The 21,007-nt window shown below is 62.0% G+C and carries 24 protein-coding genes and 1 other RNA gene; 9 read left to right on the forward strand and 16 right to left on the reverse strand.

All coding sequences use genetic code 11. From position 1 onward, the window contains the following. Nucleotides 1-54: 54 nt before the first annotated feature. On the forward strand, nt 55-522 hold the full coding sequence (locus BUA36_RS20660) for a carboxymuconolactone decarboxylase family protein (protein ID WP_072787210.1): 468 nt from the start codon (nt 55-57) through the stop codon (nt 520-522). On the opposite strand, the gene BUA36_RS20665 is transcribed toward BUA36_RS20660, so the two are convergent. The 5 genes from BUA36_RS20665 to BUA36_RS20685 all read right to left on the reverse strand — a co-directional run bounded on the left by BUA36_RS20665 (nt 523) and on the right by BUA36_RS20685 (nt 3,277). Then, entirely contained in the window at nt 523-1,065 is a 543-nt protein-coding gene (locus BUA36_RS20665) for a hypothetical protein (RefSeq protein WP_139260648.1), read from the reverse strand. Beyond that, complete coding sequence (locus BUA36_RS20670; protein ID WP_084560261.1) at nt 1,062-1,637, reverse strand: transglycosylase SLT domain-containing protein; 576 nt, start codon at nt 1,635-1,637, stop codon at nt 1,062-1,064. Before BUA36_RS20670 ends, BUA36_RS20665 begins: the two co-directional genes overlap by 4 nt. A 1-nt stretch (nt 1,638) precedes the next feature. Beyond that, the gene (locus BUA36_RS20675; protein ID WP_084560270.1) at nt 1,639-2,199 is read right to left on the reverse strand and encodes a PAAR domain-containing protein; all 561 of its coding nucleotides are present in this window, start codon (nt 2,197-2,199) and stop codon (nt 1,639-1,641) included. Between the two features lie 173 nt (nt 2,200-2,372). After that, nucleotides 2,373-2,732, reverse strand: a transfer-messenger RNA (tmRNA) gene (ssrA, locus tag BUA36_RS20680). Between the two features lie 170 nt (nt 2,733-2,902). Continuing rightward, nucleotides 2,903-3,277, reverse strand: coding sequence for a hypothetical protein (locus BUA36_RS20685; RefSeq protein ID WP_072787213.1), 375 nt, complete (start codon nt 3,275-3,277; stop codon nt 2,903-2,905). Nucleotides 3,278-3,438: 161 nt separating this feature from the next. On the opposite strand from BUA36_RS20685, the gene BUA36_RS20690 reads away from it, so the two are divergent. The 3 genes from BUA36_RS20690 to BUA36_RS20700 are packed head-to-tail and all read left to right on the forward strand — an operon-like array spanning nt 3,439 to nt 4,752. Next, nucleotides 3,439-4,083 carry a TetR/AcrR family transcriptional regulator gene (locus BUA36_RS20690; RefSeq protein WP_072787214.1) on the forward strand — a complete coding sequence of 215 codons (645 nt, stop codon included), beginning with the start codon at nt 3,439-3,441 and terminating at the stop codon, nt 4,081-4,083. Between the two features lie 27 nt (nt 4,084-4,110). Next, nucleotides 4,111-4,410 (forward strand): antibiotic biosynthesis monooxygenase family protein, encoded by a 300-nt coding sequence (locus BUA36_RS20695; RefSeq protein ID WP_072787215.1) that lies wholly within the window; start codon nt 4,111-4,113, stop codon nt 4,408-4,410. Nucleotides 4,411-4,449: 39 nt separating this feature from the next. After that, nucleotides 4,450-4,752, forward strand: a complete 303-nt coding sequence (locus BUA36_RS20700) for a hypothetical protein (protein ID WP_072787216.1) — start codon at nt 4,450-4,452, stop codon at nt 4,750-4,752. Nucleotides 4,753-4,755: 3 nt separating this feature from the next. Here BUA36_RS20700 and BUA36_RS20705 read toward each other — a convergent pair whose 3' ends face one another. From BUA36_RS20705 to BUA36_RS20720, 4 genes are all read right to left on the reverse strand, one after another. Beyond that, nucleotides 4,756-7,065 carry a putative bifunctional diguanylate cyclase/phosphodiesterase gene (locus tag BUA36_RS20705; RefSeq protein WP_072787217.1) on the reverse strand — a complete coding sequence of 770 codons (2,310 nt, stop codon included), beginning with the start codon at nt 7,063-7,065 and terminating at the stop codon, nt 4,756-4,758. Further along, nucleotides 7,066-8,259, reverse strand: a complete 1,194-nt coding sequence (gene pncB, locus BUA36_RS20710) for a nicotinate phosphoribosyltransferase (RefSeq protein WP_072787218.1) — start codon at nt 8,257-8,259, stop codon at nt 7,066-7,068. Then, entirely contained in the window at nt 8,256-9,161 is a 906-nt protein-coding gene (locus BUA36_RS20715; RefSeq protein WP_072787219.1) for a cysteine hydrolase family protein, read from the reverse strand. Before BUA36_RS20715 ends, pncB begins: the two co-directional genes overlap by 4 nt. A gap of 78 nt (nt 9,162-9,239) precedes the next feature. Continuing rightward, a complete protein-coding gene (locus BUA36_RS20720; RefSeq protein WP_072787220.1) occupies nt 9,240-9,851 on the reverse strand; it encodes an FMN-dependent NADH-azoreductase in 612 nt (203 codons plus the stop codon). Between the two features lie 113 nt (nt 9,852-9,964). Here BUA36_RS20720 and BUA36_RS20725 point away from each other — a divergent pair, with 113 nt between their 5' ends. Continuing rightward, nucleotides 9,965-11,008 carry a LysR family transcriptional regulator gene (locus tag BUA36_RS20725; RefSeq protein WP_072787221.1) on the forward strand — a complete coding sequence of 348 codons (1,044 nt, stop codon included), beginning with the start codon at nt 9,965-9,967 and terminating at the stop codon, nt 11,006-11,008. Here the strand turns inward: BUA36_RS20725 and BUA36_RS20730 are convergent. From BUA36_RS20730 to BUA36_RS20745, 4 genes are all read right to left on the reverse strand, one after another. Further along, nucleotides 10,986-11,309, reverse strand: a complete 324-nt coding sequence (locus BUA36_RS20730) for a chaperone modulator CbpM (protein ID WP_371851474.1) — start codon at nt 11,307-11,309, stop codon at nt 10,986-10,988. The genes BUA36_RS20725 and BUA36_RS20730 overlap by 23 nt on opposite strands. Continuing rightward, on the reverse strand, nt 11,306-12,241 hold the full coding sequence (locus BUA36_RS20735) for a DnaJ C-terminal domain-containing protein (RefSeq protein ID WP_072787222.1): 936 nt from the start codon (nt 12,239-12,241) through the stop codon (nt 11,306-11,308). The genes BUA36_RS20730 and BUA36_RS20735 overlap by 4 nt, the downstream gene beginning before the upstream one ends. An 85-nt stretch (nt 12,242-12,326) precedes the next feature. Next, nucleotides 12,327-12,974, reverse strand: coding sequence for a beta/gamma-crystallin (locus BUA36_RS20740; protein WP_072787223.1), 648 nt, complete (start codon nt 12,972-12,974; stop codon nt 12,327-12,329). Between the two features lie 141 nt (nt 12,975-13,115). Next, nucleotides 13,116-13,460, reverse strand: a complete 345-nt coding sequence (locus BUA36_RS20745) for a beta/gamma crystallin-related protein (RefSeq protein WP_072787224.1) — start codon at nt 13,458-13,460, stop codon at nt 13,116-13,118. 96 nt (nt 13,461-13,556) lie between these two features. On the opposite strand from BUA36_RS20745, the gene BUA36_RS20750 reads away from it, so the two are divergent. Then, complete coding sequence (locus tag BUA36_RS20750) at nt 13,557-14,927, forward strand: MATE family efflux transporter (RefSeq protein ID WP_072787225.1); 1,371 nt, start codon at nt 13,557-13,559, stop codon at nt 14,925-14,927. Nucleotides 14,928-15,009: 82 nt separating this feature from the next. Continuing rightward, nucleotides 15,010-17,214 carry a S9 family peptidase gene (locus tag BUA36_RS20755; RefSeq protein ID WP_072787226.1) on the forward strand — a complete coding sequence of 735 codons (2,205 nt, stop codon included), beginning with the start codon at nt 15,010-15,012 and terminating at the stop codon, nt 17,212-17,214. Nucleotides 17,215-17,263: 49 nt separating this feature from the next. On the opposite strand, the gene BUA36_RS20760 is transcribed toward BUA36_RS20755, so the two are convergent. Then, nucleotides 17,264-17,455, reverse strand: coding sequence for a CsbD family protein (locus BUA36_RS20760; protein WP_072787227.1), 192 nt, complete (start codon nt 17,453-17,455; stop codon nt 17,264-17,266). Nucleotides 17,456-17,532: 77 nt separating this feature from the next. Beyond that, nucleotides 17,533-18,168, reverse strand: a complete 636-nt coding sequence (locus BUA36_RS20765; RefSeq protein ID WP_072787228.1) for a class I SAM-dependent methyltransferase — start codon at nt 18,166-18,168, stop codon at nt 17,533-17,535. A gap of 213 nt (nt 18,169-18,381) precedes the next feature. Between BUA36_RS20765 and BUA36_RS20770 the strand changes: the two genes are divergently transcribed. Together BUA36_RS20770 and BUA36_RS20775 are read left to right on the forward strand one after the other, a co-directional pair. Then, a complete protein-coding gene (locus BUA36_RS20770; RefSeq protein ID WP_072787229.1) occupies nt 18,382-19,209 on the forward strand; it encodes an HDOD domain-containing protein in 828 nt (275 codons plus the stop codon). A gap of 162 nt (nt 19,210-19,371) precedes the next feature. Further along, complete coding sequence (locus BUA36_RS20775; protein WP_072787230.1) at nt 19,372-19,650, forward strand: flagellar protein FliT; 279 nt, start codon at nt 19,372-19,374, stop codon at nt 19,648-19,650. Nucleotides 19,651-19,713: 63 nt separating this feature from the next. Here BUA36_RS20775 and BUA36_RS20780 read toward each other — a convergent pair whose 3' ends face one another. Then, nucleotides 19,714-20,919: an aspartate aminotransferase type Ic gene (locus BUA36_RS20780; RefSeq protein WP_072787231.1), complete on the reverse strand. Its 1,206-nt coding sequence runs from the start codon at nt 20,917-20,919 to the stop codon at nt 19,714-19,716. Nucleotides 20,920-21,007 lie beyond the last annotated feature (88 nt).

Genomic DNA, 21,007 nt, shown 5'->3' on the forward strand with positions numbered 1-21,007 from the left:
ACAGGGTATGGAGCGCGCGCGGTGCGCCCTCCCCTTACTCTGAAAGGCATCACCATGAACCAAGCACGCATCCCTTTCTTCAAACTCGCACCGGCCAATATGCAGGCCATGATTGCGTTGTCCGGCACCGTCAAGAAAAGCTCGCTGGGCCCGCGCCTGGTGGAACTGATCAACCTGCGCATCTCGCAGATCAACGGCTGCGGCGTGTGCGTCGACATGCACTGGCGTGACCTCATCAAACAGGAAGTGGAACCACGCCACCTGAATGCCATCGCCGGCTGGCGCGAGGCGCCGGCATCGTTCTTCAGCGAACGCGAGCGCGCCGCGCTGAACTGGGCCGAAGCGGTGAATGCCCTGCCCCACAAACATCCTGGCGACGCTGATTTCGATTTACTGAAAAGCCATTTCAGCGACAACGAAATCGCCGAAATGAGCTACGCAATTGCGGTGATCCGCGGTTGGAACGTGATCAACGCCAGCCTGCACAACCAGATCCCGGAAGTGCCACCGCCAGGGATGTAATCATTTAACCGCTGTGCTCAGCTTTACACGCTCGAATCCGGCAAGAGGCGGGAGTTCATTGACCGCCTCTGTCTGATCCTCCAGGCCGACAACATGGCGATACAGCACATACTTCGCGTCCGTTTCGCCATAGCCGAATGTGGCGGAAACCACCATCACCTGCGAGGCCGAAAGGTATAGCCATATCGGCCTGCTCTTTTCGGCAAAATCCAAACGCTTCAAACCAGCGCCTATCGAAGGGTACGAGACGACAAAACCCTGCAACGCGTTTGCGGTAAATTCACCCGACACAATCAACACGCGCTGGCTTTTCCCCACGCACTGCACCAGAACCGACTCGCCTCGGGACTGCTCTGCCGTTTCAAAAAATGGCACACGCTGGCGGCCTTGCCGGAGATAGTAGACGTAGGTCGAAGCAAGTCTTGCTTCGCGAATTATCTCTACACGCTGCCGCGATTTCGCACCAACATCGCAGGCGCTAACCATTTCGGCAGCGCATGTGCCGCTGACTATCCATGAGCAAAGCAATATGGCGGTTCTCATTTGACCATGTCCCTTAATATCTGCATAGTGTCAGGATGACTCGACAGCTTATCGGCCGCCGCTTTGATTCTGCGATAGTAAATGCCGTTTCGGATACCCCGATAATCCTTGTATGCTTCTTCGATCGCTACTTGGGCAGTCGCTGTCGGCCGTTTGTCGATCAGCGCTTGTAGATAAGCGGTACCGGTCTGGATATTAAGCGCTTCATTCAACATATCCAGACTGTCGTGGAAGGCGTCGGCTTCGCGGTATAGGTCCGATTCTGGCCGCCGCATAGCACGCGGCTTGGCCAGATTATTGAGACGTGCAAGCTCGCGAACTGGCGCCCTAAGCAGCTGCATGAGTCCTCGTGCAGAACTTCCCTGCGCATTCGCATTCTTATCGAACCGCGACTCCATATAAATCTGGCAGATGATGGTATCGGTGTCTAGCGTGGATCGGTTGTTGGCAATGACCAGTGCCCGGATTTCACGCAGACGCCCTGATTCATCAACTTTGACCTCCGCAGGACGCGTATCGGAGATGGGGGTCAGCCTTGCCACCTGCATTTTCACCGCCGTCCGTGAATTCATATTAGCGATCCCAGAGCGGATTAACCGGAGCAACTTCAGGTGCATAAACGCGTAAGATCGCATCGACCATACGGACCGAAGCTATCCTTGTCGTCCTGCCGGCACCATCCGTTTTTCCATTCAAAAACAGGCCATCTGTCAGTTCAATGGAGTATGGCCAACCTATCGCCGGGCTTCCACTCTGCTCATCAATGATCAGGAAGTCGAGGTCATAGCCGGAGTCAGACGCTGCGCCTATAGTGTCTTCGTTTGAGAGGCCAGTTTCGGCTGCTACCTCCGCTATCACTTGGCTGCGCAAGGTCTGGCAGGGAATGAGGCGTGGCGACGGGCTGCAGCCACAAAAACACAGATCCCCTTCCAACGCGACTTGTTGGCCATTCCATGTTTCAGGAATACGGGGTCCCACACAAAGAATCTTTCCTGTCGTTTTGCAAGCAGGACAAAAGATCAGATCGTTTTCAAGCGCAATAGCAATGCCATTGATGGCGCCTTGACTACTCGCAGAAATGACTTTCCCTCCAGCAGAAGTTGAGGCGCCTAACGTGATTGTGTATCGTTGCATGCCCCCTCCCATACACTGGTTTCCAAACGCACTAAATAACAATTATTGCGCTTCGACTACGAAATGGTTTGCGATGAAGCAATAATCCAGCGAGAGGTCACTAAATAATCCGTTCTGGAAAAACAAAAGGCCTCGGTGCTAACGCGCCGAGGCCTTTTCTTCTTGCATCCGGATGGTGGAGACGGCGGGAATCGAACCCGCGTCCGCAAGCACTCCACAGACAGTTCTACATACTTAGCACTATCATTTAATTTAACCGGTATGGCACGGATGTGCACGTTACATACAAGCGATTCACCTTAGATTTAGCGCTGCTTCAAGTGACCCGTTACAGCGCGATTCCCTGTAAATGACTCCTTGACTTTTAACGGTCCGCCCCAGGGAAGAAGCGTTTAGGAGCTAACAGCCCTTAGGCTGCCAGTGCGTACGAGTTATCGTTTGCAGTTATTGATTTCTGGGTGTATTTACGAGGTAACCAGGCCTCGGTATGCCCTGCTCTGCTTTGCAACCCACGTCGAAGCCAGGTCGTCCCCACAGACTTCGTATTCTACCGTAATTTGCCGCCCCCCGCCATGCACGTCAAACGCCCGTCATATTCGGCCGTTATGATGGCTGCAGTTCTCACATAGAACGACCATTTAGCGCCCCGTGTGGGCGGCTCTACCGGCGCCGGCGGTCGGGAAATATACCGGCACCAATTACCTTAGATGGTCTTGATCAGCAACGCAGCCATGCCTAGCATGCTGGTGAGCATGAGACCTACCAGCCAGCGGAACTGGGCATCGTTACGGTTGCGCAGTTCATCGATTTTGGCTTCGATGAGCCTGAAATTATCGTGAGTCTCCTTACGCAGCTCATCAATGCGTTCGTTGCCTTCTTTGCGCAACTGATCAATCCGCTCATACGTTTCTATACGCAACGCATCGATACGGGCATTAACTTCGCGGAAATTCCCGTCAATGTTGCGAAAGTTGGCATCAACGTTACGAAAGTTCGCGTCTACTTCCCGGAAGTCGGCTCTGACCTCCTGGAAGCGGACATTCATTTCTGTCCTGAGCGTATCGTTGGCGTTGTCCATGGGCTTCATCCTCGTGTGCACGATTACGGTTGTCAAGCTGAGCTGGTATGACACAAACGTGCGGCCTGTTGTTGCGGCGCAGCACGCGCTACAGGATTTGTGAATTTATCGCTAACAACGTATTAAAATGACAGTGTCATCATTCCAGCTTCCACCACGCCATGCCTGATGCCGCCGTCCAAACTGTCCCCGGCCCCAAGAAACGCGGACGCCCGCAAAAGGGTGAAGGCGGCGGCCTGCGCGCGGAACTCATCGAGAAGTCTGCGCAGCTGTTCCGCACCAAGGGCTATGACAACACCACCGTGCGCGATATCGCAGCGGCCACCGGCATCCAGGCCGGCAGCTGGTTTTATCACTTCAAGACCAAGCAGGAAATCCTGGCCGCCATCATGGAGCAAGGCATGCAGCGTTCGCTGGCGCAGATCGAGGAGATCGCCGCCCAGCAGCTGCCGCCGGGCGCCATGCTGCAGCGTTTGGTGGAGACGCATCTGCACACGTTGCTGGCGCCCGATCACCATTTCATCGCGGTGCTGCTGTATGAATGGCGCTCGCTGGACGAGGCCTCACGCGCGCGCATTGTCGCGCTCAAGGATCAGTACGAGGCGGTATGGGACCGCGCCATCGCAGCCCTGCATCATTCAGGCGACTGGAGCACGCCGTCGCAGTTCGACCGCCTGCTGATTTTCGGCGCGCTGAACTGGACCGTGCAATGGTACAAGCCGGGCAATGGCGCCGACGTCCAGGAGCTGGCGCGCCAGGCCATGCGTTTCATCCTGCGCACGCCTGCCGTAGTTGAGGCACAATAGCACCATACTTCACTGCCAGGAACGTTTATGATTTACGAAGTCGCCGAGCTCTACATCAAGTCCGACGCCCACGACGCCTTCCAGGCCGCCGTGCGCGAAGCAGTGCCGATTTTCGAGGCGGCCACCGGTTGCCTGTCGATGCGTCTCGACCGCAATATTGAAGTGCCGGACACGTACCATCTGGTGATCGGCTGGGACACACTGGAAAATCATACGGTCGATTTTCGCGGCAGCGCCGGTTTTCAGGCCTGGCGCGGGCTGGTGGGCAGCCACTTTGCCCTGCCGCCGAAAGTGGAGCATTTCGCAACCGTGGTGGCGGGTTTTTAAGCGCCGCCGCGCACTAATGAGTCTCAACAGGAGGCCATCATGAGCCGCACCATCCATCGCAATTTCGAGCAGGTCGCGGACGCCGAGAGCGCCCGCAGCGCCCTGCTGTCCAGCGGTTTTCCGCAGTCCAGCGTCAAGCTGACCAAGCACACCACGCCGGCGCCCAATGTGGCCACCAGCACGGTCGGCAATCTGCTCGACTCCCTGACGCCGGGCGGGCCGGCCGCCGCCGCTGCCGCGCGCCAGCGCAGTGGCGCCATGCTGACCGTCGATATCTACGATGACGACGATCAGGACAAGGCCGACTCCATCATGGGCGGCTACGGCGCCAAAGACACTTAAGTCCTACATCGTCGAGACAGCGGCTGCGGCGTCGTCGCCGGCGTTGCGGCCATCTGCGCCAGCGCTGAGCTGGCGCTGCATCCATGCGCCTGCGTCGGCCACGGTCAGCGGCCGGGCGTAGAAGAAGCCCTGCAGGGCCTGGCAGCCGGCATCCCGCGCGGCGATCGCCTGCTCCAGCGTTTCGATGCCCTCGGCCACCACTTGCAGCGCCAGCGCGGACGCCAGCTGGCAGATCGCGGTCACCACCGCCACTGCGTCCGGCGCCGGCAGCGGAATGATCAGGCCACGGTCGATTTTCAGGGTGCTCAACGGCAGTTCGCGCAGCATGCTCAGCGACGAGAAGCCGGTGCCAAAATCGTCCATGGCGACTTCGATCCCCAGTCCACGCAAGTGCCGCAACTGGGTCTGCGTGTCTTCGAGGTTGTCGACCGCCGCGCTTTCGGTGATTTCCAGCGTCAGGCAGTGCGGCGGGATGCCGGTCTCGCGCAGCAGGCGCTCGACCAGCTGCGGAAAGCCCTTGGTCAGCAACTGCACCGGCGAGACGTTGACCGCCACCGGTACGCAGTCGCCCAGCTCAGCGTGCCAGACGGCGATCTGGCGGCAGGCGCGTTCCAGCAGCGCGGCGCCCAGTTCGGCAATCAGGCCGGTGCGTTCGGCAATCGCGATGAACTCCACCGGGCTGACCAGGCCGATGCCGGGGCGCTGCCAGCGCGCCAGCGCCTCAAAGCCCAGCAACTTGCCGTTCACGGCATCGATCTTGGGCTGGTAATCCAGATAGACCTCCTGGGTGCGGATGCCGCGCCGCAGCGCCTGCTCGTTTTCCAGCGCGCTCGACAGCTGCTCCACGCGCAGCGGTTCAGCCAGCGCCAGCGAGGTGCCCGGGATGCGCTTGGCCTGGTACATGGCGGCGTTGGCCGCGCGCAGCAGCGCTTCGGCGTTGCCGGCGTGCTCGGGGAAGATGGCCATGCCCATCGAGGCGTCGATCACATACTCGCTGCCACCCACGCGCAACGCTTGCGAGCAGGCGCTTTGCAGCCGGCCGGCGATGTCGTGCGGATTGGCGCCATCGGGATCGACGATGGCGAATTCGTCGCCGCCCAGCCGCATCAGCTCCGCGCGGGCGCCCAGCACCTGCCTGAGCTGCGCGGCAAACGCCTTGAGCACATGGTCACCCACCACGTGGCCCTGGCTCTGGTTGAACAGTTTGAAGCGGTCGATATTCAGCACGATCAAGGTGCAGTGCAGCGAGCCGTCGGCCAGGTAGCAGTATTCCTTGAGGCGCTGCATGAGCACCGTGCGGTTGGGCAGGCCGGTCAGCTTGTCGTGCGTGGCCTGGTGCAGCAAGGCGCGCGCGCTGGCGTTGCGTTCGGTGTCGTCGGTGATCAGCACTTGCGTGGCGGAGTGGCCGTCCCACTCGACACGCCACGCTTCGAAGCGCAGTTCCAGTTCGCGCCCGCCCGCCACTTCGCGCCGCCCTTCCCAGTTGGCGATATCGGTCTGGCCGCTTTGCAGCGCGTGATGCTGGCGCTGCAGCGTAGCGTCGCAAAAGCTTTCCGGCGGCAGGTCGGCCAGCGTGATGTAGTTGCCCAGTCCGAGCGGCAGGCCGTAGATCTGGCGCACCGCCGGGTTGGCGTACAGGATGCGCTGGCCGTCAATCACCACCACGCCCTGCACCGCATGTTCGGTGAGCTGCTGGAAGCGGCGCGCCAGCTTGCCCGCTTCATCGAGCGCGCCATCCAGCGCGGACAGCACGAACACGGCGCCGATCACGGCGCGCAGCAGCGTGGCGTTAATGATGTTGATGGCCAGTCCCTGCTCGGCGTAGGCGATCAGCAGCAGCTGGTTGAGGCCCAGCGTGATCAGCAGCGGCCCGACCAGGCGCACGCCGGCGCCGGTACGCCACAGGAAACGCGTGGCCAGCACGCCGAGCGCGGTCAGTACGCACAGATTGAGGCCGGCCCACCAGACCAGCTTGGCGCCGGCGGGAGGTGCCAGCAGCACGATCAGGGCGCCGCCCGTGATGACGGCCGCCACCGGGCGCGGCAGGCGGCGGCCGGACAGCTGCAGCACGCCGGACGCCAGGAACAGCAAATTGGGAATCGCGCCGACAACCACCAGCGCCATGCCCAGCGCCTGCCATGGCGGCGCGGCTTCGGTGTGCACCAGGTAGCCGATCGGCAGCAGCGCCGCGAACACGGTCGAACAGCCCATGTCGCGCGCGAAGGTTTGCGCGCGGTGGCGCTGCCACACTGCCAGCAACGCCGTACCGATGATCAGGTACATGCCGGCGTTGAGCAGGTAGAGGTAGTCCATTTACGTGGCCGGATGGTTGAACACCTGGCGCAGATAGGCCAGGAAAGTCTCGTCCTTGCACACCGTCTTGCCCGGGGAATCGGACAGCTTGGCCACCGACTGGCCGTTGCAGCACACCAGCTTCATGACGATGTTGAGCGGCGCCAGGCCGACGTCGTTGGTGAGGTGGGTGCCGATGCCAAAGCCGGTCATGATGCGGTCGGCGAAGTGGCGGTACAGCGCAATCGCGCTGTCGAAGTTGAGGCCATCGGAAAACACCAGCCGCTTGGTCTTGGGATCGATGCGCAATGCGGCGTAGTGGGCGATGGCTTTTTCGCCCCACGCCACCGGGTCGCCGGAGTCGTGGCGCAGGCCGTCGAACAGCTTGGCGAAGTACAGGTCGAAGTCGTCGAGGAAGGCATCCATGCCCACCACGTCGGTGAGTGCGATGCCAAGGTCGCCGCGGTATTCCTGCACCCACGCTTCCAGCGAGGCTTTCTGGAAGTCGCGCAGACGCACGCCAAACGCCTGGAACGACTGCATGTATTCATGCGCCATGGTGCCAATCGGGATCAGGCCAAACTTCATGGCCTGGTAGACGTTGGAGGTGCCCTTGAAATACTCGGGCACTTCGCGCGCCAGGCGCTGCACCACTTCGTCATGCCAGGTGCCAGAAAAGCGGCGGCGCGTGCCGAAGTCGGAAAACTCGAACGGATAGCGGCGCGACGCTTCGTCGCCCAGGGTTTTCAGGCGGGCGATCTTGGCGCTCAGGCGCGCGCGCCCTTCGGTGAGCGCGGCGTCGTGGTCAAAGCGGCGGAAGTACAGCTCGTTGACGATGTACAGCACGTAGATTTCAAAGCCCATCACGTGCACCTGTGGACCGGCCGCGTGGATCACCAGCGTGTCGCCAACGGCGCGTACCTCGATGAATTTGCGCTGGAAGCGGAACACGGTGAGGAAGTCGATGAAATCGCTTTTCATGTAGCGCAGCGAGCGCAGGTAGCTGAGTTCTTCGTCGGTAAAGCTCATCGAACACAGGTGATCGAGTTCGTGCTCGACGTCTTCCAGCAGGTCGGCCAAGGGAAAGGCCGGTGTATTGCGGCACACGAATTCGTACTCGGTGTGCGAGTTCGGATGGCCATGCAGCAGCGCCTGCCACATGGTGAATTTGTATAAGTCCGTTTCCAGCAGGCTGCGGACGACTGGCTGCTTCATGCGCTCTCCACGACGCTGTCGCTGGCGTTGGCATTGGCCAGCAGTTCGGGCAGCACGTCGCCCGATTGCATGAGCTGCACGCCGCGCGCCTGCATGGCGTGCAGGAAGCCCTGATATTGCGCGTCAAAGCCGGCCACAGGACTGATGCAGTCGGTGATCAACACCAGCTTGGCCAGCGCGGCGGCGCCATATTCCGCTTCAAAATAATCGGCGATGTGTTCCACCGTGGCTTTGACGCAGTGGCTGCCCGCCTCGCCGGCCACGTAGATGCGGTCGGCTTCGGCCAGCGTACGCACGAAGCGGGTGTTGAACTGGGTATCGGGATCGTCGGCGTCCGGCACTTCGGCCTGCACTGCGGAATAGTGTTCGGTCCACGGATTGGAGCCCTTGGCCAGCTTGGCGACAATGCCCAGCGAGGCTTCTTCCCAATGGCTGTAGGCGGCGCGCACGTCGGCGTGGACGTTGTTGCCCCAGGTGCCGATCTCGCAGTGCACGGGCCACACCATGAGCTGGTAGCGACCGGCCGCTTCCAGTTTATCCAGGTAGTTCAGCGCGACGGGCAAGGCGGCCGGATGGCGTGGCGCGTATTTTTGCGCACGCACGTCGGCGGCGGTGATTTCGGTGAATGGTGCGACTGCGGCGCCGTCTGCGGCGATCCAGAAGGTCGGGTGGGCGATGTCGAAGCGGTGGTGCGAATCGAGCGTCACGCTGATGGCGGTCAGGCCGGCGCGGCCGCGGTTAATCAGCGCCGCCAGGCGCAGCATGTCCTGGTGGGCGCCCGCGACCGGTAGCGCTGGCGCCAGCGGCTGGCGCGTGGACGGGTCCAGCGGACGGTATTGGTCCGGCAGGTCGCAAAAATCGTTTTGCGGGTCTATCATCAACAGATGCAGATTCCGTTTCATGTAAGGCTCCATGGCTTTGGAGTCTTACATGATACAGCAGTCCAGGCACGTCATTCGCGCCTGGGCGGGAGCGGCGGCTTAGGCGGCGATGGCGTCGATTTGCGCGCGGCTCTTGGCCAGCGCGGCGTTGACGGCTTCTTCGCCCATGGCCACGCCTTCGGCCACGATGAAGGTGACGTCGGTCATGCCGAGGAAGCCCAGCACCGAGCGCAGGTAGGTGGTCACGTGGTCAAACGCGGCGGCCGGGCCAGCGCTGTAGGCGCCGCCGCTGGCGACGACCACGTAGACCTTTTTGCCCAGTACCAGGCCTTCGGGGCCGGTGGCGCCGTATTTGAAGGTGCGGCCGGCGCGCGCCACGTGGTCGATCCAGGCCTTGAGGCCGGAGGTGACGGAGAAGTTGTACATCGGCGCACCGATCACGATGGTGTCGGCAGCCAGCAGTTCGTCCACCAGCGTATCGGAGGTTTTGATGGTGAAGGCCTGCTCGGCGTTGCGCTGCTCGGCCGGGGTGAAGTAGGCGCCCATCATCTGTTCGGTCAGGTGCGGCACCGGGTTGCTGGCGAGGTCGCGCGTGACCACGGTGGCCGACGGGTCGGCGGCCTTGAGCTTGGCGACGAATTCGCTGCCGAGCTGACGGGTCAGGGAGCCATTGTTGCGCACGCTGCTGTCGATGTGAAGAATGTTTGCCATGATCTGTTTCCTTTCGGGTTAGGGATTGCAGCCATCATAGAACGGGTTTAATATCGACGAAATACAGGAAATTTCTATTTTACTTATCGATAATATCGATTTAAAGGTATGCCATGCGTGATCCCGGCCTCCCCTCTCTCGACCAGCTGCGTGTTTTCATTGCCGTGATTGACCATGGCGGCTTTGCCCATGCGGCGCGCGCCTTGCACCGTACGCAGTCGGTGATCAGTTACACGATTGCCAACCTGGAGGAACAGCTCAATGTGGCGCTGCTGGACCGCAGCAAGCGCAAGCCGACGCTGACCGAAGCGGGCCGCGCACTGCTGGCCGATGCGCGCGCGGTGTCGCTCAAGGTCGATGGCATGCGTGCGCGCGCCAAGGCGCTGTCGGCCGGGCTGGAGGCCGAGGTGTCGCTGGTGGTCGATGTGATGTTTTCCACCTGTAAGCTGGTACGCATCCTGCACGCGTTCCAGAAAGAGTTCCCGACCGTCGCCATGCGCCTGCGCACCGAGGCGCTGGGTGCGGTGACGCAGCTGGTGGTGGACCGCACCAGCCACATCGGCATCAGCGGCTGGATGCCGGGGACGCCGGATGTGATCGAGCGCCAGGCCTGCGGCTTTGTCACCATGGTGCCGGTGGTGGCGCCCGACCATCCGCTGGCGCAGATCGAAGGCGTGGTGCCGACCGCGGTGCTGCGCGAGCATACGCAGCTGGTGCTGACCGACCGCAGCACCTTGACCCAGGGCCAGGATTTTGGCGTGCTGGCGCTGCGCGACTGGCGCCTGGGCGACCTGAGTTCCAAGCACGCGCTGCTGCGCAATGGCATCGGCTGGGGCAATATGCCGCGCGAGTTCGTGCAGTGGGACCTGGACGCGGGCCGGCTGGTGCAGCTGCAGATTGCCGAGGGTAGCGCGTTCAGCTTCCCGCTGTATGTGATACGCCGCGGCGACGAGGAGCCGGGGCCGGCCTCGCGCTGGCTCATGCAGCAGTTCATGGAAAGCGGTGAGCCGGGCGTGACGACCGCGCTCACCGAGCGCGAAACGGCCGAACACGCGGCCCATGCACAGCAGGCCGCCGCACAGGCGCACGCTTACCGTCAGCTCATACCGCCGGCCGAGGTAGCAGTGGCTGCGCCTATTTCACTCCGGCCGCGCTGAGCTTGACGCGCAGGCGGCGGATTTCTTCCGACAGGTCGACCACCAGCGCCGCCACATCATCGTTGGCGTCAAACATGCGTTCGATCTGGCACAGGCGGCGCGCGCGCACCAGATCGGCGCTGGTGAAGCGCCAGCCGGCCGCATTGTCGCCGTGCGTGTCAGCGCTGTCGTCAAGCAGGATGCCGGTGCGCACGCGCGCCACCACCCAGTCCGGTTCCACGGCGCAGGCCTGCGCCAGTTCTTCCAGTGTCAGTGCGGCGTCGTCCACGACGACAGCGGTCAGCACGTGTCCCATCATCATCCTCCCGCGCGCGGATTGAAGGCCATCTCGCGCGCCATGGTTTGATACAGTTCGCGGGCCTTGTCGCTGGTGGCCGGCGGCAGCACCACCTCCAGCAGCAGGTACAGGTCGCCCACCTCCTTGCCCGGGATGCCGCGCCCGCGCAGACGCAGCTTGCGCCCGCTTTGCGAGCCGGCCGGCACCGTGACGTTGACCTTGCCCGACGGCGTAGTGACTTCCACCTCGCCGCCCAGCGCCAACTCCCACGGCGCCACCGGCACGGTCTGGTAGACGTCGCGGCCGTCGATGCGGTAGCGGTTGTGGGGGCGGAACTGGATTTCCAGGTACAGGTCACCCGGGCCAGCCGCGCCCGGCTGGCCCTGCCCCGACAGGCGCAGTTGCTGGCCGGCCGTCACGCCCTTGGGGATGTTGACGCTGAGGTTGCGCTCGCGGGTAAAGATGCGGTCCTGGGCGTCGCGCTCGGCCACCGTGAGGCTGATGGTGCGCGTGGCGCCCGTGTAGGTATCGGCCAGGTCGATGGTGATACTGGCGTGGCTGTCCTCGCCGCGCTGCGGCGGCGCCTGCCGGCGTCGGCCGCCCAGGTTGGCAAACAGGTCGGCAAAGAAATCGCTGTCGGCGCCGCCAAAGCCGGCGCTGGCGCCGGGGCCGCCCGCCCCGCCGCCGAAACCGCGTCCCCAGTCCGGTGGCGGGCGGAATTCCTGGCCCGCGCGGTACTGGTGGCCGCGTCCCAGGTCGTCGTAGGCGGTGCGTTTTTCAGCATCGCTGAGTACGCCGTACGCTTCGTTGATTTCCTGGGTTTTGGCCTGGGCGTCCGCTTCCTTGCTGACGTCGGGATGGTATTTGCGCACCAGCTTGCGGTACGCTTTTTTGATCTCGTCGTCACTGGCCGTTTTGGCCACACCCAGGGTCTGGTAATAGTCCTTGTATTCCACGTTGCCCGCTCCCGTATTGCATCGCTGCCAGTCTAGCGCAAATGCCAAAAACCTGCGTGCGGCGCCGCACGTTGCAGTGGCGGGCTTAGCGTACCCGGCGCACCGAGGAGATGCGGTTGTTCATGTCGCCAAGCTGCTCGTAACGGCCAGGGCCAAGCAGGATGCATTTGCCGCGGAAGTCGGCGTGTTCGCACAGTTCCCACTGGCCTTCGTTGATGATGACCGAGCCGGCCTGGTCGTTGAAGTCGTAGTCGTCGAGCGCGTGGGCGTCGTTGCGCAGTTCGGCGCGGCGGCCGCCGAAGCCGGCGTGGGCAAACAGCACGATGGCCTCGCCACGGCGGCCCCAGCCACCGCGGTCGCCGCGGTCACCACGGTCGCCCCGATCATCACGGTCATCGCGGCCGCGCTCGCCTACTTCGCGCACCGACGAGACTTCGTCGTTGAAGCCTTCCAGGCGGCGGTATTCACCGCGCTGCAGCACGATGCAACGGCCGCGGAAACCCGAGTGTTCGCACAGTTCCCAGCTGCCCGAGCGCACGATCACGCTTGAGGCGCGGTCGTTGAAGCCATAGTCCACCAGGTCGGGCGTGGCGCTGCGCAGCGTGACCGACGCGCCGCCGAAGTTGTCGTCGGTGTACAGCGTAATTTCGCCGGCATGGGCGGCTGCGGCCAGCAGCGAGGTGGCGGTCAGCAACACGGTGGTGTTCAACAGGCGCGAGAGGAATGTGTTCATGATCGGTAAGAAAGATAAAGGTTAATGACGGCTGGCAAGACTACAAGGCCACAACGCGCATGGCAGCGCTGGCGACGACAGACAACCATGGCCAAATTGCAAGCAATTGTAAGGCCGCGCAGGTGGCGCAACAATCCCCGCCTATTTGTGCTCGCGCTTGGTGTCGCGCGCGGCATCGCGGCCGGCGTCGAGTTCGCGCACCGAGGACATCATGTCGTTAAAGCCCTTGAGTTCGGCGTATTCGCCTTCCTTGAGGATCAGGCATTTGCCCTTGTAGTGCTTTTCCGCGCACACTTCCCAGCGGCCCTGGTGCACGATGACGCTGGAGGTCTTGTCGTTGAAGCCCTGCTGGTCGAGGTCGGGCGCCGCCTCGTGCAGGGTGATGGCCGGACCGCCAAAATGTTCGCGCGTGTACAGCGTGATGTCGCCTGCCCAGACGGCGGTGGCGGCGGTGCTGAGCACGGCAGCGGTAAGCATTTTTTGCATGGACGGTCTCCGGGTCGGGCTGAGCCAGCATGATACCGCGCAAAACTATTGGCAACACAGTAAAATTGTCCGTTTCTGTAACAACTTTGTTTCACCATGCCCCATACCTTTACTTTGCCCAATGTCCGCCGTGAAATCGCCTCGCTGTGGCAGCTTGCATGGCCGGTGCTGATCGGCCAGCTGGCCAACGTCGGCATGGGCGTGGCCGACGTCGCCATGACGGGCCACACCAGCGCCGATGAACTGGCCGCTGTGTCGCTGGGCGCCTCGGTGTGGGCCATCGTGCTGGTCACGGTGACCGGCGTGATGATGGCGGTCAACAGCATCGTCGCGCATGATGTCGGCGCCGGCGCACTGGCCAAGGTGCCGCACACGGTGCGCCAGTCGCTGTGGATGGGGCTGGGCGTAGGGGTGGTGGCGGCGCTGCTGGCCAATCTGGCGACGCTGGTGTTCGACCATCTGTACCTGACGCCGCACGTGCAGCGCCAGGCCGCGCTGTTCGTGCACATCATCAGCATCGGCCTGCCGCCGTTTGCCGCCTACCGCGCGCTGTACGGCTACAGCACCTCGATCAACCAGACCAAGCCGGTGATGGTGATTGCGCTGCTGGGCCTGCTGTTCAATGTGTTCGTCAACTGGCTGCTGGTGTTTGGCCACTGGGGCTTGCCGGCGCTGGGTGGCGTCGGCTGTGCGGTGTCCACCGGCTTGTGCATGTGGCTGATGCTGGGCGCCATGCTGGCCTGGCTGCGCCTGGCGCCGGCCTACCGCGCCACCTACCCGTTCACGCACTGGGAGTGGCCGCACTGGCCGGAGATCCGCTCCATGCTGCGCCTGGGCTTGCCCATCGGCGTGACCTATTTTGCCGAGGTCAGCGCGTTTGGCGCGGTCAGCCTGCTGGTGGCGCGCTATGGCGTAGTGGAGGTGTCGGCGCACCAGATCGCGCTGAACTTCAGCTCGCTGACCTTCATGGTGCCGCTGAGTTTTGGGATTGCGCTGATTACGCGCGTCGGCCAGTCCATGGGCGAAGGCGATGCGGTGCGCGCGCGCTTTGTGGCGTGGGTCGGGGTCGGCATGGCGCTGGCGTTTGGCGTACTGTCGGCGGCCGCCATGGTGCTGTTGCGCCACCAGATCGCCGCCGCCTACACTTCCGACCTGGCGGTGCAGGCGCTGTGCGCCTACCTGCTGCTGTTTGCCGCGCTGTTCCAGCTGTCCGACGCCACCCAGGTCGCGACCTCGAGCGCGATTCGCGGCTACAAGGTCACGCGCCAGCCCATGCTGATCCAGTTGCTGGCGTTCTGGGGCTTTGCGCTGCCGCTGGGCTGCTGGCTCGGTCTGGGTCATGACATGGCGGCGGCCGGCTTCTGGATCGGCCTGTGCATCGGCCTGACGGTGGCAGCGGTGCTGCTGAGCTGGGCGTTGCAGCGGCTGTCCGTGCGCAAGGTGGCCGAAGGAAAAACGGTTTTCTAGCGCGGATTCCCAATCTTGCCGTCTCGCCACGGCCGTGTGCGTCTGGTATCGTCTCGGATTCTGTCAATCATAAGAGACACCCATGCGTTTCATACTCTGCTTCCTCGCCCTGCTGTCGGGCGCCGCCTCGGCGGAAAAACTGACCCTGGACCGTATCCACAGCGACCCGTCGCTGAGCGGTCCAGGCATGCGCAGCCTCAAGGTGTCGCCGGACGGCGCACGCGTGACCTTCCTGCGCGGGCGCGAAGACAACCAGTTCCAGCTCGACCTGTGGGAATACAACCTCAAGGATAAAACCACCCACCGCCTGGTCGACTCCAAGGTGCTGGTGCCGGAAGAGAATCTGTCGGACGCCGAAAAAGCCCGCCGCGAGCGCGAGCGCACCGCCGCGCTCAAGGGCATCCTGAGCTACAGCTGGTCGCCGGACGGCAAACGCCTGCTGGTGCCGATCGCCGGCAATCTGTACCTGATCGACGTCAGCCAGCCGGACACCGCGCGCATGGTCGCCAGCGGCAATGTGCTGGACCCGAAAATTTCGCCGCAAGGCCGCTACGTCTCGTACGTGCGCGACCAGAACCTGTTCGTGATCGACCTCAGCACGGGCAAGGAAAAGCAGCTGACCACCGACGGCAAAGGCGCCATCCACAATGCCGAAGCCGAGTTCGTGGCGCAGGAAGAAATGGCGCAGACCACCGGCTACTACTGGGCGCCCGATGATTCGGCGATCGCCTACAAGCGCTACGACGAAGCGCCGGTGCCCGTGGTGCGCCGCTTTGAAATCTTTGCCGACCGCACCGAAGTGGTCGAGCAGCGCTACCCTGCGGCGGGCGATCCCAATGTACTGGTACAACTGAAAATCGTTGCGCCTGACACCGGCGCCATCCGCGATGTCGCGCTCGGCGACAACCAGGACATCTACCTGGTGCGCGCCGACTGGAGCGCCAACAGCAAGGCCCTGCTGTTCCAGCGCCAGACGCGCGACCAGAAAAAGCTGGAGCTGATCTCGGTCGATGCCGCCACCCTGGCGCAGAAAGTGCTGATCACCGAAACTTCGCCAACCTGGGTCAGCATCTTTGACGACCTGCGCTTCCTCGCGGATAACAAGGGCTTTGTGTGGTCGTCGGAACGCAGCGGCCGCAAGCACCTGTACCTGTATGGCATGGACGGCAAGCTCAAACACGCCATCACCAAGGGCGAATGGGGCATCGACCGCCTGCTGGCGCTGGATGAAAAAAATGGCCGCGTCTATGTGCAGTCCAACCGCGATGCGGTGGTTGACAGCCAGACCTATATGCTCAAGCTGGATGGCAGCACCGCCGACAAGCCGCTGCGCGTAACGCAGGGCGATGGCTGGCATGATTCCTCGTTCGCCCGCAGCGGCGAGGTGTTTGTCGATACCTACTCGAACCCGGACACGCCGCCGCAAATCAGCGTGCGCAGCCAGGACGGCAAGATGATCTCCTGGATCGACCAGAACGAACTGAACGCCAACCATCCATACGCCAAGTATCTGGACGCCCACCTGAAGACCGAATACGGCACGCTCAAGGCCAAGGACGGCCAGACGCTGTACTACTCGATCATCAAGCCTTCCGGCTTTAACGCTTCGAAAAAATACCCGGTCTACCTGTCTACCTACGGCGGCCCGCACTCGCAGCACGTGTCGCGCAAATGGGGCAATTTCTTTGACCAGTACATGGCGCAACAAGGCTTCATCGTCTGGCGCCTGGACAACCGCGGCTCGTTCCGCCGCGAGCGCGCCTTCACCGATGCCAACTACCATCAACTGGGCCGCGTGGAAGTGGAAGACCAGCTGACCGGCATCGAGTACCTGGGCCAGCAAAGCTATGTGGACGCCAAGCGCATCGGCGTGTTCGGCTGGAGCTATGGCGGCTTCATGACCTTGCGCCTGCTGGCCGAAGCGTCGGACAAGATCGCCATGGGCGTATCGGTGGCGCCGGTGACCGACTGGTCGCTGTACGACACCCACTACACCGAGCAATTCATGGGCACGCCAAAAGAAAATGCGGCCGGCTATGACTACAGCGGCGTTTATTCGCATCTGGATGGGTTGAAATCGCCGCTGCTGCTGATGCACGGCATGGCCGATGACAATGTGCTGTTCACCAACACCACGCGCATGATCGATGCGCTGGTCAAGCGCAATGTGCACTTCGAGCTCATGACCTACCCCGGTGGCAAGCACGGCATCTCGGGCCGTGCGCCGCAGCGCCATGTGTACGGCAACATCGAAGCATTCTTCAAAAAGAATCTTCAGCCGCAATAAACCAAAACAGCCGCGCAAGCGGCTGTTTTGTTAAGGGCACCAGCAAGGATTAGTTGCGGTTGCCTTTGACTACGTCTTCCACGGCTTCCTTGGCGTCGCCATAGCCTTTCTGGATTTTGCCTTCAGCCTGTTTGTTCAGGCCTTTGGCTTGCTGTTCGGAGCTACCGACCAGTTTGCCAGCTTCTTCCTGAATTTTGCCGCCGATTTCTTTGGCTTTACCTTTGACTTGGTCCTTGTTCATGATGAACTCCTTAGTAAGTAGTGAAGCGAAAGGGCATGCAGTAAAAGCGCTGCATGCATGGCTTCACTATAGGTCCATCATGGCAGAGCTTCTGTGCGCTCGCGTACGCAACGCCACACACTGGCCAACCAGGGCTGTTGCTCACGCGGCAGACCAGTAGGACGGTAGTAATGCTGGACTTCAACAAAGCCGGCTGCGGCGAGGTAAGCCGCCCAGGTGGGGTAGTCGTAGTAGCTGCCGTAGCGCGGGCCGTTCCAGCCTTCGCGGTTATCGCCGCGCGGATTGGAACTGAACAGCACGCCACCGGTTTTCAATGCAGCATGCAAGTCTGTGAGCACTTGCGGCAACGCCGCGCTGGGCACATGGAACAACGAGGCGTTGGCGTAGATGCCGTCAAAATACTGCGCCGGCAACGCCAGCTGGACGAAGTCCTGCTGCCACACGTCGCAGCCGCTGTAGGCACGCGCCATGTCAACGAACCGCGCCGAACCATCAATGCCGGTCGCTTCATGGCCCATGGCCTTGAACGCTTTCAGATCGCGTCCCGGCCCGCAGCCCAGGTCCAGCAAACGGTAAGGCGCGTCAGCCTGAATCGCCTCCAGCAAGGCGCCGATATTCTGGCTCACATCATGGTCGATGGTGCCGGCAAAAAACTGCTCTGCCGTGCGCTCGTAATGCCGCAGCGTGGCCTGGGTGATGTTTTCGATGTCCATGGGCGAAGTATATGCGAGGCGCGCTTGTTGGCGTGAGTGGCCGATCAATCGACCACAATCATCAAAGCGCGTCTACCAAAAAATCGCCGCGCACACGACCGGATGGACCACGATTACGGAAAAGCGACGAAACCCCATCAAATCTCTTCTGCCATGCGAGGAATCCCTATATAGTTAGCCTATAGCAACGCGACCATCGCCAAGGAGATAAATATGAAACTTGATGCCCTGTTCCAGAATCCAACTGCGTTGCCTACCGCGCCCAAAGTCGTGGAAGAGCTGATCAGCAGTTTCGACAAGGCCAGCGTCTCGACCGAAGAGATCGCGAAAAAACTGTCGACGGACCCGGTACTGAGCGCCAAGCTGCTGCGTCTGGCCAACTCGGCCTACTACCACGTCTCACGCAGCATCGGCACCGTGGAAGATGCCGTCCTGATGCTCGGCTTTGTCACCGTGCGCACGCTGGTCATCAGCTCCGGCCTGGTGAGCGGTTTCAAAACCGTACCGGGACTGGATCTGAAGCAGTTCTGGAAGTACAGCCTGCACACCGCCGTCAGCGCCAAATGGATCGCCAAGAAAACCAAGGAAAACACGGACCTCGCCTTCACCATCGGCATGATGCACGCGATCGGCCAGTTGGTGATCCACTCTGCCGCGCCGGAACAGGCCATGGCGCTGGACAAGGTGGCCGGCCCGATGGACCCGCGCCGCCTGGACGCCGAACAGCAATCGCTGGGCTACACCTTCGCCGACGTCGGCGCCGAACTGGCCAAGCGCTGGAAGTTCCCGCACACCTTCTCGGAAACCATCTCGGCCTTCCCGGAACCGCACCACAATGGCGAACTGAACCGCCTGGCCGCCGTGGTCGCGCTGGCCGCCTGGCGCGCCCGCGTTGCCGCCGCCGAGCTCAACGATGAAGAAATCGCCGCCTGCTACCCGGTCGATCTGGCCGAAGAACTGGGCCTGGACGACAACGCCCTGATCGACGACATGCCACCGCCGGACGAACTGAGCGCTGGCCTGGAAGAGCTGGTCAAATAAGCAAGAATTAGCTTTACCACATCGAAATCCGCCTGTTTTTCACTGCAGGCGGATTTTTTTCGACTTTTTTTCGACTTTTTTCAAAAAAACCCTAAAGTTCCCGTTTAAGGCGACGTTAATCAGGACATGCGGTAATCCGCTTTAACTTAGCCAGGTGGGAATATGACCTCTTCCGAAGTCCTCTCGATGTACGAAAACATTGCCGGTTTGACCAATCAAATGGCGACCGCTGCACGCATGGGTGACTTCAACAGCCTGGACAAGCTGGAAGACCAGTGCGCCACGGAAGCGCGCGCCACCAGCACCGGCGTACCCGCCCTGAGCGGCGCCCAGCGTCTGCGCAAGATCGACCTGCTGAAACAAATCCTGGCCAACGACCGCGAAATCCGCGACGTCACCGATCCGTGGATGAACAGCCTCCCAGGCATGGCCCGCCAATAAACGCCGGCCCATAATAACAAAAGCGCCTTTCGGCGCTTTTTTTTCGTCCCGGGAATCGCCGGGTCAGGCTGCCAGTGCCAGCCGCAACGACAGTGCAATCCCCTGCGCTGCCTGATTGATCTCTTCCAGCGACGGGAAGCTCGGTGCGATGCGGATGTGGCGGTCTTTCGGGTCCACACCGTAAGGGAACGCCGCGCCGGCCGGGGTCAGCGTGATGCCCGCTTCCTTGGCCAGTGCCACGGTACGCTTGGCTGCACCGTCCGGCGTCACCAGGTCGATGAAATAACCGCCTTCCGGCCGCGTCCACGACACGCCCGGCACCTCGCCCAGATGCGCCTGGAACTGCGCCAGCACCGCGTCAAACTTCGGCTTGAGCAGCTGTCGATGCTGTTCCATCAGCGCTTCCAGCGTCGGCAGGTCTTTCAGATAGCGCACATGGCGCAGCTGGTTGATCTTGTCCGGGCCAATGCTGCGGATGCCCGCATGCCTGGTCCACCACGCGATATTGGCCGGCGATGCCGCCAGCGCCGCCACGCCCGAACCGGCCCAGCTCACCTTGGACGAGGAGGCAAACACAATCGCGCGGTCCGGATTGCCGGCCTTGGCGCACGCTGCCAGAATATCCGCCACCGCCAGCTTGCGTTCGCCCAGATGGTGGAAGCGATAGGCGTCATCCCACATCAGGCGGAAGTCCGGCGCGGCCGTCTTCATGGCCGCCAGCCGCTCCACCACGCGCTCCGAATACACCACGCCACCCGGATTGCTGTACTTCGGCACGATCCACATGCCCTTGATGCTGGCGTCTTCCGCCACCAGCTTTTCCACCAGATCCATGTCCAGGCCGTCTTCGGTCAGCGGCACATTCATCATCTTGATGCCGCGCGTCTCGCAGATCGCGAAGTGGCGGTCATAGCCTGGCACCGGGCACAAGAAGGTCACCGGCGACTGCACCCACGGCGCATGGCCCGGCACGCCATTGAGCAGGCTGTAGACAATCACATCGTGCATCAGCGACAGGCTGGAGCTGCTGTCCACCACCACTTGCGCGGCCGGCACATCCAGCAGCTCGGCAAACAGAGCGCGCGCTTCCGGCAGGCCGATGGTGCCGCCGTAGTTGCGGGCGTCGGTGCCGTCGGCCGCCTTGTAGGTATCCAGCGCATCGATGAGCGCATTGGACAGATCGAGTTGTTCCGGTGCGGGCTTGCCGCGCGACATATCGAGTTTGAGGCCGAGTTGTTTGAAGGCTTGATATTGTTCAGCTGCGCTCATGGGGCTCTTTCAAGGTGGGAAAAATAGCGCCAAACACTATACCCCAGATTGCCAGAGCGCATGCAGAGCTTACAGCTATATGCTTATG

The sequence above is a fragment of the Duganella sacchari genome, from assembly GCF_900143065.1.
In the GTDB taxonomy this organism is placed as follows: domain Bacteria; phylum Pseudomonadota; class Gammaproteobacteria; order Burkholderiales; family Burkholderiaceae_D; genus Rugamonas; species Rugamonas sacchari.

What these genes read in the sequence shown, in the direction of transcription:
- BUA36_RS20660 (WP_072787210.1), top strand. Translation starts at nt 55, where the DNA reads ATGAACCAAGCACGCATCCCTTTCTTCAAACTCGCACCGGCCAATATG.
- BUA36_RS20665 (WP_139260648.1), bottom strand. Translation starts at nt 1,065, where the DNA reads ATGAGAACCGCCATATTGCTTTGCTCATGGATAGTCAGCGGCACATGC.
- BUA36_RS20670 (WP_084560261.1), bottom strand. Translation starts at nt 1,637, where the DNA reads ATGAATTCACGGACGGCGGTGAAAATGCAGGTGGCAAGGCTGACCCCC.
- BUA36_RS20675 (WP_084560270.1), bottom strand. Translation starts at nt 2,199, where the DNA reads ATGCAACGATACACAATCACGTTAGGCGCCTCAACTTCTGCTGGAGGG.
- BUA36_RS20685 (WP_072787213.1), bottom strand. Translation starts at nt 3,277, where the DNA reads ATGGACAACGCCAACGATACGCTCAGGACAGAAATGAATGTCCGCTTC.
- BUA36_RS20690 (WP_072787214.1), top strand. Translation starts at nt 3,439, where the DNA reads ATGCCTGATGCCGCCGTCCAAACTGTCCCCGGCCCCAAGAAACGCGGA.
- BUA36_RS20695 (WP_072787215.1), top strand. Translation starts at nt 4,111, where the DNA reads ATGATTTACGAAGTCGCCGAGCTCTACATCAAGTCCGACGCCCACGAC.
- BUA36_RS20700 (WP_072787216.1), top strand. Translation starts at nt 4,450, where the DNA reads ATGAGCCGCACCATCCATCGCAATTTCGAGCAGGTCGCGGACGCCGAG.
- BUA36_RS20705 (WP_072787217.1), bottom strand. Translation starts at nt 7,065, where the DNA reads ATGGACTACCTCTACCTGCTCAACGCCGGCATGTACCTGATCATCGGT.
- pncB (WP_072787218.1), bottom strand. Translation starts at nt 8,259, where the DNA reads ATGAAGCAGCCAGTCGTCCGCAGCCTGCTGGAAACGGACTTATACAAA.
- BUA36_RS20715 (WP_072787219.1), bottom strand. Translation starts at nt 9,161, where the DNA reads ATGAAACGGAATCTGCATCTGTTGATGATAGACCCGCAAAACGATTTT.
- BUA36_RS20720 (WP_072787220.1), bottom strand. Translation starts at nt 9,851, where the DNA reads ATGGCAAACATTCTTCACATCGACAGCAGCGTGCGCAACAATGGCTCC.
- BUA36_RS20725 (WP_072787221.1), top strand. Translation starts at nt 9,965, where the DNA reads ATGCGTGATCCCGGCCTCCCCTCTCTCGACCAGCTGCGTGTTTTCATT.
- BUA36_RS20730 (WP_371851474.1), bottom strand. Translation starts at nt 11,309, where the DNA reads ATGATGATGGGACACGTGCTGACCGCTGTCGTCGTGGACGACGCCGCA.
- BUA36_RS20740 (WP_072787223.1), bottom strand. Translation starts at nt 12,974, where the DNA reads ATGAACACATTCCTCTCGCGCCTGTTGAACACCACCGTGTTGCTGACC.
- BUA36_RS20745 (WP_072787224.1), bottom strand. Translation starts at nt 13,460, where the DNA reads ATGCAAAAAATGCTTACCGCTGCCGTGCTCAGCACCGCCGCCACCGCC.
- BUA36_RS20750 (WP_072787225.1), top strand. Translation starts at nt 13,557, where the DNA reads ATGCCCCATACCTTTACTTTGCCCAATGTCCGCCGTGAAATCGCCTCG.
- BUA36_RS20755 (WP_072787226.1), top strand. Translation starts at nt 15,010, where the DNA reads ATGCGTTTCATACTCTGCTTCCTCGCCCTGCTGTCGGGCGCCGCCTCG.
- BUA36_RS20760 (WP_072787227.1), bottom strand. Translation starts at nt 17,455, where the DNA reads ATGAACAAGGACCAAGTCAAAGGTAAAGCCAAAGAAATCGGCGGCAAA.
- BUA36_RS20765 (WP_072787228.1), bottom strand. Translation starts at nt 18,168, where the DNA reads ATGGACATCGAAAACATCACCCAGGCCACGCTGCGGCATTACGAGCGC.
- BUA36_RS20770 (WP_072787229.1), top strand. Translation starts at nt 18,382, where the DNA reads ATGAAACTTGATGCCCTGTTCCAGAATCCAACTGCGTTGCCTACCGCG.
- BUA36_RS20775 (WP_072787230.1), top strand. Translation starts at nt 19,372, where the DNA reads ATGACCTCTTCCGAAGTCCTCTCGATGTACGAAAACATTGCCGGTTTG.
- BUA36_RS20780 (WP_072787231.1), bottom strand. Translation starts at nt 20,919, where the DNA reads ATGAGCGCAGCTGAACAATATCAAGCCTTCAAACAACTCGGCCTCAAA.